General features: G+C 53.1%; 11 protein-coding genes. 7 read left to right on the top strand and 4 right to left on the bottom strand.

Annotation, left to right across the window (positions count from 1 at the left end; translation table 11 throughout):
• The first annotated feature begins 450 nt into the window (after window positions 1-450).
• Both VGJ94_15860 and VGJ94_15865 read left to right on the top strand, forming a co-directional pair.
• Window positions 451-1,560 (top strand): acyltransferase family protein, encoded by a 1,110-nt coding sequence (locus tag VGJ94_15860; GenBank protein ID HEY3278092.1) that lies wholly within the window; start codon window positions 451-453, stop codon window positions 1,558-1,560.
• 156 nt (window positions 1,561-1,716) lie between these two features.
• Window positions 1,717-3,549 carry a BACON domain-containing carbohydrate-binding protein gene (locus VGJ94_15865; GenBank protein ID HEY3278093.1) on the top strand — a complete coding sequence of 611 codons (1,833 nt, stop codon included), beginning with the start codon at window positions 1,717-1,719 and terminating at the stop codon, window positions 3,547-3,549.
• Between the two features lie 343 nt (window positions 3,550-3,892).
• On the opposite strand, the gene VGJ94_15870 is transcribed toward VGJ94_15865, so the two are convergent.
• The gene (locus VGJ94_15870; GenBank protein HEY3278094.1) at window positions 3,893-5,830 is read right to left on the bottom strand and encodes a YCF48-related protein; all 1,938 of its coding nucleotides are present in this window, start codon (window positions 5,828-5,830) and stop codon (window positions 3,893-3,895) included.
• 258 nt (window positions 5,831-6,088) lie between these two features.
• On the opposite strand from VGJ94_15870, the gene VGJ94_15875 reads away from it, so the two are divergent.
• Both VGJ94_15875 and VGJ94_15880 read left to right on the top strand, forming a co-directional pair.
• Window positions 6,089-6,535 (top strand): protease inhibitor I42 family protein, encoded by a 447-nt coding sequence (locus tag VGJ94_15875; protein HEY3278095.1) that lies wholly within the window; start codon window positions 6,089-6,091, stop codon window positions 6,533-6,535.
• 90 nt (window positions 6,536-6,625) lie between these two features.
• Window positions 6,626-8,215 carry a C1 family peptidase gene (locus VGJ94_15880; protein HEY3278096.1) on the top strand — a complete coding sequence of 530 codons (1,590 nt, stop codon included), beginning with the start codon at window positions 6,626-6,628 and terminating at the stop codon, window positions 8,213-8,215.
• 68 nt (window positions 8,216-8,283) lie between these two features.
• On the opposite strand, the gene VGJ94_15885 is transcribed toward VGJ94_15880, so the two are convergent.
• The 3 genes from VGJ94_15885 to VGJ94_15895 all read right to left on the bottom strand — a co-directional run bounded on the left by VGJ94_15885 (window position 8,284) and on the right by VGJ94_15895 (window position 11,720).
• Window positions 8,284-10,293, bottom strand: a complete 2,010-nt coding sequence (locus VGJ94_15885) for a hypothetical protein (protein ID HEY3278097.1) — start codon at window positions 10,291-10,293, stop codon at window positions 8,284-8,286.
• Between the two features lie 14 nt (window positions 10,294-10,307).
• Window positions 10,308-10,628 carry a hypothetical protein gene (locus tag VGJ94_15890; protein HEY3278098.1) on the bottom strand — a complete coding sequence of 107 codons (321 nt, stop codon included), beginning with the start codon at window positions 10,626-10,628 and terminating at the stop codon, window positions 10,308-10,310.
• 474 nt (window positions 10,629-11,102) lie between these two features.
• Window positions 11,103-11,720 carry an alpha/beta fold hydrolase gene (locus VGJ94_15895; GenBank protein HEY3278099.1) on the bottom strand — a complete coding sequence of 206 codons (618 nt, stop codon included), beginning with the start codon at window positions 11,718-11,720 and terminating at the stop codon, window positions 11,103-11,105.
• 53 nt (window positions 11,721-11,773) lie between these two features.
• Here VGJ94_15895 and accD point away from each other — a divergent pair, with 53 nt between their 5' ends.
• From accD to lptD, 3 genes are all read left to right on the top strand, one after another.
• Window positions 11,774-12,637 (top strand): acetyl-CoA carboxylase, carboxyltransferase subunit beta, encoded by an 864-nt coding sequence (gene accD / locus VGJ94_15900; protein ID HEY3278100.1) that lies wholly within the window; start codon window positions 11,774-11,776, stop codon window positions 12,635-12,637.
• Window positions 12,634-13,791 (top strand): folylpolyglutamate synthase/dihydrofolate synthase family protein, encoded by a 1,158-nt coding sequence (locus VGJ94_15905; GenBank protein ID HEY3278101.1) that lies wholly within the window; start codon window positions 12,634-12,636, stop codon window positions 13,789-13,791. The genes accD and VGJ94_15905 overlap by 4 nt, the downstream gene beginning before the upstream one ends.
• Window positions 13,792-13,882: 91 nt before the next feature.
• A partial coding sequence (lptD, locus tag VGJ94_15910; protein HEY3278102.1) for an LPS assembly protein LptD occupies window positions 13,883-15,843 on the top strand: 1,961 nt, incomplete at its 3' end.

Here is a 15,843-nt window from a genome sequence, read left to right on the forward strand (position 1 = left end):
CCTGGCTTCTTCGGAGGATGGGCCGGTGATGCGGCTGGGGCTTCCGTAGGTAAAACATAGAAGAACAGTAAGAGGTATGGATACAATAGCCGTTTTTGTCAGTCTTCTCATATGTCACGGACTTAAAATAAACACCGGGACCGTCATTGTCAACCCTGGCAGTGCAAGTGAATCCATGCCCCGTACCCCGATCGGCTGGAATATCGGGATAGTGTCCGCTCTTCACAAGGCGGAAAAAAATTTAGACCGAGCCGGCCTTATGCAGCCTTTTACCGTGTCGCGGGTGTGGTTTCTTTGCCTGAAATCAATTGAATGTGGGGGTATTCTATGGTAGGAAATCTGTTCGCAGTCGGTTATTACATCCGATAAACCTGCCGCGGACCATGCGGTTCGGGCGCCGGTCCGCCGGTGGATATAAATGTCCGGGACTCACGGGAGAGACGTTTCGGGATGCGACTCTACTTTATCGACAACATCAGAATAATCCTCACTATTTTGGTGGTCCTCCATCATGTCGCCCTTACCTATGGGGCGAGTAAGGGATGGTACTATTACCAGGCCGCGGACGACGGGGCGACGAAGCTCATCCTCACCACATTCCTTGCGGTGAACAGGACATTCTTCATGGGTTTTTTCTTTATGATATCAGGCTATTTCACGCCCGGCTCTTATGAGCGCAAGGGTGCTGCCCGGTTCGCCCGGGACCGTCTCCTTCGCCTGGGTCTGCCTTTCCTTTTTTATGCCTGTTTTATTAGGCCCGCCATTGTATATGTCGTGAACATCAATACCCTTGGCCCCCGTTACTCCTTTTGGGCAAATATTCTCGAATTCAGGAATGTCGCCCCCGGCCCGCTCTGGTTCGTGGAAGTGCTTCTCGTTCTTTCGGGACTCTACATGCTTTGGCGGCTGATGCAGGGGAAAGGAGAAGAAAGGGAACAGGGGAATAATACCATGCCCGGAATTCCGGCTACAGTATGGTTTGCCTTTTTTCTGGGATTGGCTACCTTTGCGGTCCGGATCTGGTTCCCGCCGTCCGTGCAGATCTTCTACCTGAGGATCGGCAATTATGCCCAATATATAAGTCTTTATCTCATCGGAGTGATCGCCTACAGGCGTGGCTGGATCACCGGACTTACCGGCTCCATGGGGCGTTTCTGGATCGCCATCACATCGATTGTTCTCGTGGCATATGTCGTCATGGTCGGCACATCCTCCCTGTCAGGGACGCTCAGCCTTCTGGCAGGGGGACTCCACTGGCAGTCCCTGGTGAGCGCGATGATGGAGAGCTTTCTCTGTATCGGGATGACAATCAGCCTCCTCTTTGTATTCAGGAGGGTTTGGAATTTTCAGGGAGTTGTCGCAAAGGCCATGGCCGATGACGCCTACACCGTCTATATCATGCACGCGCCCATCATTGTGGCTTTGGCATATTGTGCCTATCCCCTGCTTCAGGGCACGCCGCTGGTGAAATTCTGTGCCGTCTCGGTCGTGGGGGTGGCCCTTTCTTTCTTGATAAGCCATTACATACGGAAGCTCCCCCTGGCAAAGCACGTGCTTTAATCCGGAAAGGCGACGGCCTGTGGTTTTAATGAAATTGGCCCTTCAGAAAAAGCCACTCTCTTTTTTTCGAGTCCTGCTTGCATTGATCCCGGGTTCCATAGTATTATCCCATATAATACCGTCCTTTGATAGTATGGGGGCATAAAAGGAGGTTTTATGAAAAACGTGTCAAGATCCGCCTCAACGAAGCTTTTCCTTTTCATTCTTCTCTTCATTTCTTTTTTCCTGATCAGCGGGATATCGTCCGCTCACGCGTCAGGGGTGAACGTAGTGCCGCTGGGGGGCGAATTCCCCGTAGCGGTCGATGCGTCGAAAGGCCAGGTCGGTTTTTCGGTCGCCTATGACGGGACAAACTACCTCGTGGGGCTCATGTATTACGATAACGGCGGCACCGTGTGCGGAGGCGATTTCTGCCGGTATGCACGGGGCCAGTTTGTTGACGCAGACGGCCATTTGGTAGGTTCCCAGATAAATGTGGGACTTACGGGAGGTGCGCCCCAGGTAGGCTTCGACGGCTCCAGTTATCTTATGATCTATGAGACCGGTATGAGGGGCCAGGAAAGCGAAGGTGATATCTATGGAGTCTCCATAAGCACTACCGGAGTGGCGGGCACGCCCTTTCTTATCGCCGGTCCCAGCGCGGGAGCCGACCGGAGGCAGGAGCTGAACGTGCGCAACATGGCCTTCGATGCCTCGAACAATCTCTTTCTGGTGGTCTGGGAGGACCAGAGGGCGGGCACCGACACGGATTTCAGCCCCAGGATTTATGGCCGTCTCGTCTCCGCAAACGGGACCGTGGGAGACGAATTCATCATCACTTCGAAAAGAGGGCAGGTCCCGTCGGTCGCTTTCGACGGTACGAGGTATCTTGTGGCCTGGACAGATGAAACAAAGATATGGGGCCAATTTGTGACGGCCGCCGGCGTACTTTCAAATGCATCTTTTGTGATCGATCCGGTAAGTAAGACTTATGCGGACCCGAGTAACATGCCCCTCATTGTCGGTTTCGACGGGACGAGACACACCGTGAGTTACGGCGAGAAGATCAATGCAGCTGATTGGAGGTTCTGGGTAAGACCGGTCTCTGCTGTGGGAGCGAAAGGGGCACGGAAGAAAATATATGAGGGGCAGACAGCTACGGGGTGCTTCGTGACCGCCGGAGACGGCCTCGCGTACCTCGTTGCCTGCAGCCAGGTCCCTGCGGGAGGCTCCCCTGTTATGGCGACCAGATATTTGAACGGGAACTTTGATCCGGTGGGCGAATGGGTAACGATTTTTGAGACCGCAGGCAACAAAATCCCTATCGGCGGCTTTTCCCTTTTTGACGGCGCCGGGTATTTCATGGTCGCAACCAGAGCCACCTTAAATCAGATGGACGGTTTTACTGACGGAGAGGTGTACGGCCGCTTTCTCGATAAGTCGGGGTGCATCTATACCCTCAGGCCCGCGTTGAAGAATTTTCCCTTTAACGGAGGGGCGGTTGTCGTCAACGTGACGTCCCCCTTCTCATGCTCTGTCCCTGAGATAACTGAAGATTATGACTGGATCTCAGGTAGTGTGCTTAACTGGAATACCTCAAAAGGCTCGGGCGTGATAAAGTTCACGGCCGTGAGAAACACGAGCTCGGCCAAAAAGCCCGCAGGGGACTTTCCGGGTATCATCACCGTTGGCGGCGAGCCCTTTCTCGTGACATTGGCAGGCAAGCCCTGCGCCATTACGGGCCTCTTGCCGGCATCGCAGCCCGTGCCAAACACCGGGGGTGATTACAGCCTTGCCGTAAGAGTCGACCCTACCGACTGTGAATGGCAGGCGAGCACGGCTTTCTCGTGGCTTCATATCGGAGCCGCAGACCCCGCAGCAGATACCCTGGCGTACACGGTCGATGCAAACACCGGCGCGGGAGCCGTCGCGAGAACAGGCACGATTACCGTCTCCCTTACTGAGACGCCCTTGAAGAAAAAGATCGCCACTATCAGGCAGGCAAAATAGCAGCCATATTCCGCACCAGGGTCCGCGCGCCCTCTCATCATCGGGCGCGCGGACCCTGTCATATTTGGCGCTTCCCGCTCTCTTCAATTTATCCATGCGGCACATCATTGGAAATGGCTGCCCTCCCCGTGAGGATGAGAGGCTGCAGTCCCTTGTCCTTATACCGTTCACGCTGTCGGGCATATTAACCCCTCCCTGCCTGATCCGCGTCGCCCGATACCCGGACAAAAGGTTCAGACCCATTGCTTGACTCACCCTTCGGGCCAAAGGGCGCACAGAAGGAAAAGAAAAGGGCCGTCCCTTTCAGGAACGGCCCTTTTGATGAGGCTCTATTTGTGATTTCTTATGGCGTTGCCAGAGGTGAGGTAAATATTTTCGACGAAGCGCCTGAACCCACATAGTAGGTATTGGGTGGCGTGCCGCCGAATGAAACCCCATAAAGGGCCACTCCAGCCCTGGTTGTGATCGCCGTCCAGGTGCTGCCGGTGGGCGAGTAGGCGGCAAAACCTCCCGCGCCCACGGCTACGAAACCATAGGTTGCTGATCCGTAGGTAACCCCGTAAAGGGCTGCGCCGAGGGTCGTTTCTCTAACCCATGCCTGATTGGGGGCCGTGGAGGTATATATCGCGCCGTTCGAGGCGACGGCGACGAAAGTGCCGGTGCCGCCGACATTTGCAAAGGTGACGCTCTCAAAAGGGGGCGGGTTTGTGACCACGATCGGGGCCCAGGTGACACCGTCAGGAGAGGTAAGGACCGTCTTATTACCGACTGCAACAAAGAATCCAAGCCCATAGGTGACAGAGGTGAGATTAAAACTTGTCCCTGAAGACCTGGCGGTCCAGGTTGTCCCATCGGGGGATGAAACGATCGTGCCGGCAGTACCTACCGCGACATAGGCGCCATTGCCATAGGTCACCCCCAGGAGGTCCTGATTGGAGACCGGGACGGGGGCGGGAGAAGCGATAACATCGGACCGCTGCGTCCAGGCGATGCCGTCCGGCGATGTAAAGACCACGGGTACCGAAGAATCTTCATCACGGTCGCCCACTGCTACGAAAAGGCCGTTGCCAAAACCGATGCTCTCTATATAAGGCGCATTGAGATAAGTGGTCGTGAGCCTCGATTCACTCCACGTGTTGCCATTGGTGGAGGTAAAGATATTCCCGTACTGACCGGCGAGCAGAAACCTTCCTCCCGCATAAATATTTGCGGTTAAGGCACCGAGATTGGAAGACTTATATGGCAGGTAACGGGGGTCCGAGGAGGTAAGAATCGTTCCCGCGTCTCCGACCACATAAAAGGTAGTTCCGTCAGTGCCGACTGCCCTGAAGACTGTGGTAATAGGTGTCAGGGTGTTGGGATTGAAGGGGGCGGTGGAGAGCTCCCAAAGCTCGCCGTCATCGGACGTAAAGATTTTTCCTGAGCTGCCGACGGCAACAAAGATACCCCCCGAGAAGGTGACGCCCCATAGTCCCGTGGTGATGCCGGTTTGGCTCGAGGTGAAAGGCGTCCAGATGGTTGCATTGGTCGAGGTAAAGACCCGTCCGGAGGAATTCACGGCCATCCATATGGCTGCCTCTCCGAACATGGGCTTGCCGTATGCGATCGAGGTAAGAGTGCCGCCGGAGGCAATGGCAGGATTCCTTATCCAGAGAAAGCCGTCCTGCGACCAAAGGACTGTGCCGCCGGCGCCTACGGCCACAAAAAGACCGTTCCCATAGGAGACCGCGTAGAATGTGGCGGTTGTGAGCAATCCCCCTGTAAAGGGAGATTTTCCCTGCTGGGTCCAGGCCAACCCGTCAGGAGAGCTGAATATCTTTCCTCCATCACCTACGGCCACAAAATAACCGTTCCCATAGGTAACTGCCCTGAAGTTTACCGCCGGGAGTGTCGTGGTAACCACGGCACTCCAGGTTGCGCCCCCGTCGTCTGAATAGAGGATGGTCTTGGTATCGCCCACTGCGACAAAGCGACCCAGACCGGTGCCTTCACCAGGACCGTAGGCAACACCGAAAAGATGCTTGGTGATGCCGGTGATGGTTCTGACCGTCCAAAAATTGCCGTCTGCAGAATTGAGAATCGTCCCTGAAGCGCCTACGGTCACAAAGGCAGTGCCCAGACCGTCATTTGCTGCAGCGTAGAGGGCGAGAGTCGTGCTGAAATTGTTCTTGCTTACCCAGGTATCGAGGGGAGTGGCCCTGCGCGCTTGCGCCAACAGCGGAAGTGAAATGAAGAGCCCCAGAATGACGGTTGCCAGTACCCATGCCTTTTTGTTAAACATATATTCCTCCCGAGATTTTTGTATACGTGGAAAGTGTGTCAACGGTATGATAATGCCTCTCTTCTTGTCAATGTAAAATAGTTTTAATGAAAAAGGCAATCCTTTTCTTCGGTGGCCTTAGACTTGCCCGTGAAGGTTATTAATTGCGAGCTTTTGACGGAGAAAGGGATAAACCTTCACTTTGGGATTGCTTCAAAAATATTGGATGCGGAACGATTTGATTGTGAGTTATAATGGTATCTCGGAGGATGAGGAGACATGGCGATCAATAAATGGAATCCGTTGAGAGTCTGCTTCCTTTACGGTCCAGTCCTTTTATTGTCTTTTCCTCTTTATTTTATGGATTGGGTGCAGGCAGCACCCGAGGACGATACGATCTTGCAGGGAAATCCTCTCATAGTAACTATGGCCGATAACGGCAAAGAGATCTGCCTCAAAACAGGCGAGATCTTCCGGATAGAGCTTTCAACTTATGGCACGGCAGGGTATTCCTGGCAGTTTGAGCAAATGGACAAAGAATATCTGGAGATTGTAGATAAAGAATCTAAGGCTGCGTCTGGTCTCATGGGCGCGCCTACCAAAATGGCATGGCAGCTTAAGGCCTTGAGAGCGGGTAATACGAAGATCGAAATGTATAATTACCGTATCTGGGAAGGCAGGGAAAAAGCAGTCAGCCGGTTTTCACTCGGTATCGATATAAAGTAACAATGAGGCACGTGCAGCGCGTGCTGCGGGAGGATGGGTGAAGGCCGTCGGGACCTGGCACCTATATCGATGGATCGGAGGAGGCAGAGGATGAGAAAAGGTAAATCCGCAGCTCTGAAATGGCATCTCCTGGTTGCACTGATATTGTTGGCAGGCTCTTTCATCGTCCCCCAAGCCCGGGCCGATGAGCTGAACGCAATACAGGCGGCTATAGCCGCACAAGATGCGAAGTGGGTGGCCGGCGAGACTTCCATGTCGAGGCTTTCGCTGGAAGAGCGGAAAATGCGTCTCGGCGCCCGGGTATCGGTCGTCAAGGACGACGACACCTTCATCCCCGAGCCTGAAGCACGGGCCGCGACCGCGCTGCCTCCGGCAATCGACTGGCGGGACAATAACGGTAACTGGGTGACCTCCGTGAAGGACCAATATGCCTGCGGAGGGTGCTGGGCTTTTTCCGCGGCGGCGGCCCTCGAATCCCTGGTCCTGAGGACCCGGCGGACGCCGGGGGTCAATGTGGATCTCTCCGAACAGGTCATGATCTCGTGCAGCGGAGCAGGGAGTTGCCGATTCGGGGGATCACAGTCGGAAGCGGCGGCTTTCCTCAAGCTAACGGGACTGCCGCTGGACAGTTGCTATGGCTTCCAGGGTATGGATACCCCCTGCGGCGATGCATGCCCCGGCTGGCAATCTTCGGCTCATAAGATCGCCCAGTGGAGCTGGGTCAATGCGTATGGAAGGCCCGCGAGCGTGAGCGCGATCAAGAATGCCCTCTACACCTACGGCCCCCTGGTAACCATGTTTAACGTGTTCAATGATTTCCATAATTATACGGGCGGCATCTATTCTCATGTTGCAGGGGATGAGGAGGGGCTTCATTCTGTGCTCCTCGTGGGATATAACGACGGTGAGGGGGGATATTTCATCGTCAAGAACAGTTGGGGCGATTACTGGGGTGAATCCGGTTTTTTCAGGATCGCTTATTCCCAGGTTGCCAACGAGGTGGAGTTCGGCGCGGAGACTATCGCCTATATGCCCCTTCTGCCGAAAATAGCCCTGTCTCCGGGAAGTCTCAACTTCGGCGCCGTGAAGACAGGGGGTTCTTCGAACGGAAAGACCGTGACCATCCGTAACTCCGGAAAAGGCGAGTTGGCCTTGGGGGCGCTTGGGATAACCGGGACAAATCAATCTGAATTCAGTCAGTCCGACAACTGCGGCGGGTTCGTGGCCTCCGCCTCATCTTGCGCCGTCACGGTGAGCGCCTCGCCAAGGGCGCCTTACGGCAACAAGACTGCGAAGCTCCAGGTACCTTCCAATGACGCGAACAAACCCACTTCTTCCGTCACGCTGGTTGCGAATGCATCTCCGCCAAAAATCGTGGTCGTGCCGGGGAGTATCAATTTCGGCGCGGTGACCGGATCGAATACCCGAACACTCAACGTCAGGAATACGGGCGTCTCGGACCTTACCGTTAGTAGCGTGGTAAAGACGGGGCCGGGCGCCGCCTATTTTACCCTCACCGGATCGGTTGCAATAATCGCTCCCAGAGAACAGGGGGAGCTGCAGATCACTTTCACCCCGGACTCGAAAACCGTAAGAGCGGCCTCGCTCGAAATCACCTCGGATGACCCGGCGAAGAAGGGCAGGCCGGTGGTGGTGAGACTTTCGGGAAAAGGAAAATAAGAGCCATCCAAAAAAAAGGGCTTGCGTCATGGCGGCGCAAGCCCTTTGAAAGAATCTTCAGTACTTGTCTAACGTGATCTCACGAGGGCAGGTTTCACGGGCGCTTCATTTCCGGCTTTTCCGGCCGCAGGTCTTCTCACCGTGATGCCGAATTTAGACGTGGAGGTTACCTGGGGTGTACCCCAGTCGGTCAGCCAGAGATCGGACGGTACGGAGAATAGAAAAGTAAACCTGTAGGTACCTGGTGTCGAGCTGGTACCGGTATTGAAATACACGGTAAGATCATTTCCCGTGCCCACAGGGACGGTCCAGTCTCCGCTCACCCCGTCGCTTATCGTTTGGGGTCCGAGCTTTTCCGTTACTTTCATAGTCATTTGAAAATTTTCCGTGCTGATCGTCCCGAGCAGGTCATAGGTAAAAGTGATGGTGGAATAATTCCCCGCCTCCATGACGGTAGGGCTCACTGTTGTTCTTGTAATCTTCATGTAAGGCAGAAGATAGGTGAAATCGACCGTCCTGTCTGTGGCGTCTTCCCCGGCATAGGTGACGTCCGTATAAACCATGATCACTTCCTTTGTGGTGCCGCCGAAGCCTGCCGTGTAATGCCAGTTATCGTTGCCTGCCGTTGCAGGCGTCAGGTTGACCGCCGTTTTGGCCTTGGTGGTAAAGGTGAAAGCTTCGACGGGCATGCCTGCCCCGGGCAGATAATTGTAGATCAGGGTCGCCTTGGGAATCCCGGCCATGGTCTTCAACTGGTGAAAACGGGCGCCCAATTGTCTGACGGTCGTACCGAGGCTGAGGCCGTAAGTGCTCGCATACTCTTTCGTCACGTCGATCATGTACGACTTTATGGACTTTATATTCTTTGTGTACATGGCGATCCAGAAGTTCTTGAACTGGTCCCCGAAAGTGGTCCCTTTGGCGACCATGAGGTCCTTGAGGATCTCTATGGCATCGTCCTTGTTCTCCGTTGCCTCGAAATAGGAAAGTATGAAGTCGGCCTTGCCGTACTTGTCCGCGAAATAATAGGCAAGTGCCACGGTGGAATACTTGCGGAACGTATTCTGCCAGATTGGAAGATAGGGGGCCCTAAATACGGAGTCGTTGGCGGCGAAGGTGTTGGTGAGGGTCTTCCAATTGGCCGCGTAAAAGGTTTCAGCCCACCGGCACGTCCCCTCCATGAACCAAAGGCTGCTCGCCCAGTTGTAGGCCGATTGGACGCCGTGAAAATACTCGTGGTAGCAGGTGCCCTTCAGGCTCACCTGCCACGATTTCCCGCCCTCGGTACTGATATTCTTGCTGATCTTGATGTAGCCCGACTTCGTTTTTCCTGCCACCGTGCTCACATCGATCCATTCTCCCCACGTGCCGGCGGTCATGTTGACGATGTAGACCTGCAGCTTGTCGCCCGTTCCTCCCGGCTCCGCAAGGGCCGGACGGAACTTCTTGGTCTCCGCCGCATAGGCTCCGTCAATATATACCTTGACGAGCTGGGCATAGACCGCAGTTACCTGGTGTTCTCCCGAATCGGCATAATTGACGGTACAGTGGACCCCTTCGACGGTCTTGTTGAGGCCGAAATCAGGCAGATCCGCCTTTCCGTCCGCGGTTGCCTGCGCTCCCGAAAGCTCCTTTTCCTTCGCCCGGAAGATCACATTGAGATCGGGGCTCAGGTTTCGGAGATAGCCGCGCTCGGCCACTGAAAATTCTTCGAATACCCGGTGGACGTCTTTATAGAATCCCGTGAGGCACGGGTCATCTATTCTCGTATTCCCCTTGAGCACGGACGATTTTGTATCCGATGCCGCAGAATGGGGATCGAAAAGCAGCCTCGCCTTGAGCATGACTGCCTCTTTAAGGGTCATCTCCTTGTTGTCCACGGCCTGCCCAATGGCGTCAAAGGCATCCGCGGACCGGGCGGGCTCGCCGGAGGCCCCGGCGACCTCATCCTCGGTAATCATTGCCTGTTCTGCAGGATCTTCACTCTCACCGGCCTTCAGCGTGCCTATGGAAAAAAAGGTGGCGCTCAGTACCGCGAGAATGAGAAGGGGGAGAACGAATTTCAAATATCTTTTCATAGAAACCTCCTCAGTTATTTATTAGTATCAGACGACGAAGCATCTTCTTTTTCTCGGGCGTCGATAATGGTCTTGAGGTCAGGGCTCAATGAGCGGAGGAAGTTCCTTTCTTCAACGCTTAACTGAGGAAAGACCTTGTGCACATCTTTATAGAATCCGGTGAGGCCGTCAGCGACGACCGCCTCATTCCCTCTCCTTGCGAATTTTGAACCATTCATGAGGTGGGGCGCGAAAAGAAGCTTTGCCCTCAAAAGGACCGACTCTTTCATCGAGATCTCGCCCTTTTGCTGAGCCGCCATGATTCTGTCGTAGGCATTATTTGCTTCCTGGTCCATCGCTCCTCCTTGGGTCAAACCGGTGCGGGAAGCGGCGAAACCGGAACCGGTCGCGAGTACATAGATAATGACGAATAAAAGGCAGACTATTCTCAATAGAGGTGAAGACCTGTTATCGTGTCCTTTCCCGTTCCTTCCCATTGCGAAAAACCTCCGGGCTCTGTGAGGAGAGATCTTTGTGTATCAGTCCGCCCGGCATATTGTGCACCATGGACGGATTTAAGCGTTTCGCGAACCTTTTACTTACTAAAGAAAGGATTGTGGATTTTTTTAATTATGCCCGAGCACCAGGTGATGATAGAAAGATGAATGGTCGGAACGCAGTGTTCATCTTTCCTTAACTGAACTGCTCAACTATGGATTCAATTATAGCTGTGATTAAGCACTTTGTAAAGAGATTTTGCAAGCTTTAGGAGCAGACGTGGTTCAGTCTTTGAAGGGTATTTCTTGCGCCCGGCCTGCGGCTTCAATGGTCTAGGGGAAGCTCACCTGTTCTTTGATGAATTCCACGATCTCTTGCTCCCTGCCTCCATAGAAATGGTCGGTAGGGATGATTTTGAGGTGTTTCTCGATTGTGGGAAGGGTCCGGTAGAATTCGACAAGGGCATCCATGGGGCAGATGTCGTCGAGGACGCCTCCCACAAAGTAGACTTCTCCCCGAAACTGCGCGAGCTCCGTGGTTTCATATACCGCAAATGGATAGGCGACCAAAAACAGGCAGCCGGCGTCGGGAAGCCTCAATATAGCCTTGCTGCATATCCAGGCGCCGAAGGAATAGCCCGCGAGGATAATCTTTGAATCCCTCTCGAGAGAAGTTTTAAGAAAATCCACGGCCGCCAGGAGATCGTCCACCTCGCCTTTCCCCTCATCGTAAGAACCGCCGCTTCTCCCGACGCCGCGGAAATTGAATTTGAGGGTCGTAAAGCCTTTCTGCAGAAAACCTTCTTCCATGGCGCCCACGACATTGCTGGACATCTCCCCGCCATAAAGGGGGTGGGGATGGCATATGACTACCCCCGCGTTCCGACCTCCCGGTCCGATTATCCCATCGAGTCCGAAAACCGATGGTATGGCAACCCTTTTTGTTGACATGACATGCTTATTTTGGTAGTTTTCTAACAAAAAATCAACTGGAATTTAAACAAATGGGATTATTCAGAAAAAAGGAAAGTGAAGCAAAACCTCATAAAGAGATTGATATAGAAAAAGAGATAAAGAAGGCCGTGAAAGAGGAATCCCTCTGGATCAAATGCAGTTCGTGCCAGGAGTTGTTGTATAAGAAGGAAGTGGAGCGGAATCAGAGCGTCTGCCTGAAGTGTTCCTATCATTTCCCCATTACCGTTGAAACCCGCGTGGCCCTTACCTTTGACAAAGGCTCCTTCGTCGAGCTTTTCAAGAAAATAGAGCCTGTAGATTTCTTGAAATTCAAAGATACGAAACCATATAAGACGAGGCTGCAGGAGACTCAGGATAGTACCAAGAAGAAGGACTCTCTTTATTGTGGAAGAGGGAAGATCAATGGGATCGATACCCTGACGGCCATTTTCGACTTTACTTTTATGGGTGGAAGCCTCGGGTCCGTGGCAGGGGAAAAGATTACTCGAATTCTCGAGGAAGGCGCCGAGACCAAGGTGCCGGTGATAATATTTTGCTCCTCCGGGGGCGCCCGCATGCAGGAAGGCATCATGTCCCTCATGCAGATGTCGAAGGTATCGGGGGCCATATACAGATTGAAATTGAAGGGTGTTCCTTATATCTCGGTCCTTACCGACCCTACTCTCGGTGGGGTAACGGCGAGTATGGGCATGCTCGGCGATATTATCATCGCGGAGCCGAAGGCTATGATCGGTTTTGCCGGTCCCAGGGTAATCAAGGACACCATCAAAGAAGAATTGCCCAAGGGCTTCCAGAGGGCCGAATATCTCCTGGAACATGGGATGATCGACATGATCGTATCGAGAAAAGAGCTGAAGCAGAAACTCTATACCATGCTGTCCCTGGTTGCATGAAGGGCCTTTCCGGCGCCCTCGAGTATCTCAACGTTCTCGAAAAGAACGGGACCGTATTCGGGCTGGCGAATATCGAGTGGATCCTCGATCTTCTCGACAACCCGGAGAAAAGCCTCAAAACAGTTCATATAGCCGGCACCAACGGCAAAGGCTCGGTAGCTTCCATTCTTTCCTCCATATTGCAGGAGGAGGGATATAAGGTGGGGAAATACACGTCTCCCCATCTCCTCTCTTTTACCGAGAGAATTGCGATAGACGGAATCGAGATCAGCGAAAAGGAAGTCGAGGCGATTACGGATGAAATCAGAGAGAAGGTGCAAAGAGCCGACAAAAACAGATTTTTCACCTTTTTCGATTTTACCACGGCCATGGCACTTTTACATTTTTCCCGAAAAGGAGCGGAAATCTCGGTGATAGAGACGGGTCTCGGGGGAAGGCTCGATTCGACGAATGTGGTGCGCCCCCTGGTAAGTGTCATTACGAATGTGGACTACGATCATACCGATTACCTGGGGAAAGAGCTCGAAAATATTGCCCGTGAAAAGGCGGGTATTATAAAAGAGGGCGTACCTGTTGTTACAGGCGCCGGCGGTATTCCCCTCAGTGTCATAGAAAGAATCGCGGGTGAATTGGGCAGCCCTGTAGCGGCTCTGGGAAGGGACTTTGCCTTCCGGAAGGTCCGTGATGGGCAGATGACCTATGAAGGGCTCGGAATGAGGCTCGAAGAGGTACGGGTAAACCTCAGGGGCGATCACCAACTTGCAAATGGGGCACTGGCTCTTTGCACGTGCGAATACCTCTCCCGGTCAGGCTTTCCCATATCCGAGACGTCGATGACGCAGGGTGCGTCCAGGGTGGAATGGCCAGGCAGGCTGGAGGTAGTCCGTGAAAAACCGACGGTCCTTCTTGATGGAGCCCATAATCCCCATGGGATAAGGGCGCTGAAAGAATATGTAGCCGGCCGTTATGAAGGTATCAAAAAGATACTCGTTTTCGGCGTGATGAGGGATAAGGAGTATGAGGTCATGTTGCGGGAGCTTACGGGCTCGTTTCAGGAGATCGTCCTGACGAGGCCTCTCATCGAGAGAGCTCTGCCGCCCGGGAGCCTGGAAGTTCATGCGCCCGGCGCCCATGTCACGGCAACAGTGGAATAGGCCTTGAAACTTGCCCGCAAACTCGCGGGGGAAGAAGACCTTATTGTGGTCACCGGTTCCATTTATACTATCGGAGAGGCGAAATCTATTCTTGACAAGATATTTTAGAAATTTCACATTTCTTACTCTCTTTGCCGCGGTATTCATGCTGCCCCTGGGGGTTTACGGTCAGAGAGGGGGGTTTATCGACAAGACCCGTGGTGGGACACAGAGTCCTCAGCCGGGCCCGGGCAGCGAGCAGGCTCCGCCTCAGGGACCGATCGATATTTCCGCCCGAAGCCTTGAATACGATAAGGCTGCCGACACGTACCTGGCGAAAGGCGATGTAGAGATAAAAGAGGGCACCAGGGTGCTGACCGCCGATTACGTGCGTTACCATAAGACGACTGAGGATGTGTACGCGGAAGGAAATGTCATTTTCAAGGAAGAAGGGGACACGGTAAGCTCCGATAAGATGTATCTCAACCTTCTCACCAAGACGGGCACTATCGAAAAAGGAAAGATCTTTATCAAGGACGGCAACTTCAACATAGTCGGCGCCCATATTGAAAAACTCGGAGAAAACGAATACGAGATACGGAAAGGCCAGTTCACCTCCTGTGAAATAGAAGGTCCATCCAAACCCGCATGGAAGTTTTCCGCAGAAAAGACCAATGTGACGGTGGAAGGCTATGCCAAAACCACGGGGATGAAATTCTACATTCTCGATAAACCGGTCTTTTATATCCCCGCAGGTTTTTTTCCCGTAAAGGCGGAAAGGCAGTCGGGATTTCTCATGCCGGAGATCATTACTTCGAGCAGGGATGGTGTAAAATTTACCCAATCTTATTTTTGGGCTATCTCCAAGGATAAAGACGCCACTTTTTATTCACAATTCATTCAGAACAGGGGTGTGAAGGTAGGATCGGAGTTCAGATATTCCCTTCGCGAGGATTTGAAAGGCGCATGGGACTTCTTTATCATCTCCGACAAAGATTACGGTGGTACGCGTTATGAATTGAAGGGAAGGCACGAGCAGGTAATTGGAAAAGACCTCACCTTCAAGACAAATATCGACTATGTCTCCGATAAAGACGTGCTTGTCGATTTCGGTCTGACGCCCCTCATCAGGTCGGAGAGTCTCCTGAAATCGAATGCGTACATTGAAAAACCCTTCGAACGGTCACTTCTCACCGTGGAGGCGGCATATTTCAGAAACCTCACGCAAAGGGATAATGACACCATGTTCAAGTATTTGCCCCACGCGACGTTCTTCACCGAATACATTCCTATTTTGAAGAACAGATTCTATACGGACTTCGTTTCCGATTTCACGACTTTCTACAGGGAGAAGGGAGACAAGTTTACCCGGCTGGCCTTCGAGCCCCGTTTCCGGATGCCTTATTCTTACAAGGGGATGAATTTCCTTCTCAGCGCCACCTATTATGAGACCGCTTATCTGATAAACCGGGTGACCACGGAATCGGGAAGCTCGACGGCGGAGCGCCACACGGCGAGGATCCAGGCAGATTCAAATGTTCAGTTCATCCGGAATTACAATACCAGTCTCTTTGACATCGGGACCATGCAGAGCGTGATAAAACCTAATCTCAGGTATACCTTCATCCCGGCCAGTTCCTTCTCGAACGTGCCGAGCGTAGACCCCTATGACCGCATCGCGCAGCAAAACACGATCACCTATTCGGTAGGCCATTATCTCTATGCGGTAACCCCGAAAAACGCCAGGGAGCTTTCAGTCTTCGAGATATCCCAGACCTACGGACTTTCAGGTAACCTGGAGACGTCCACGGATTATAAAGGTTCCGGCAACAGGCTTTCGGACATGAGCGCGAAACTGACCTTGTTCCCCGTGAAAAATTTCACCTACATCACACAGGCCGCATGGAATGCCTCCGGAAACGGTCTGACCACCATGTACAATACCTTCAGCTACAAGGTGCCGAAGGAGTATTTCGTAAACCTCTACCATGCCTATTCAAGAGATTTGAACAATGAAGTCTCTTTCGACACGGGCGTGGCATACAAGCTCTTTGATTTTCGCTATCACGTGCG

This window comes from Syntrophorhabdaceae bacterium (assembly GCA_036504895.1).
Lineage (GTDB): Bacteria > Desulfobacterota > Syntrophorhabdia > Syntrophorhabdales > Syntrophorhabdaceae > PNOM01.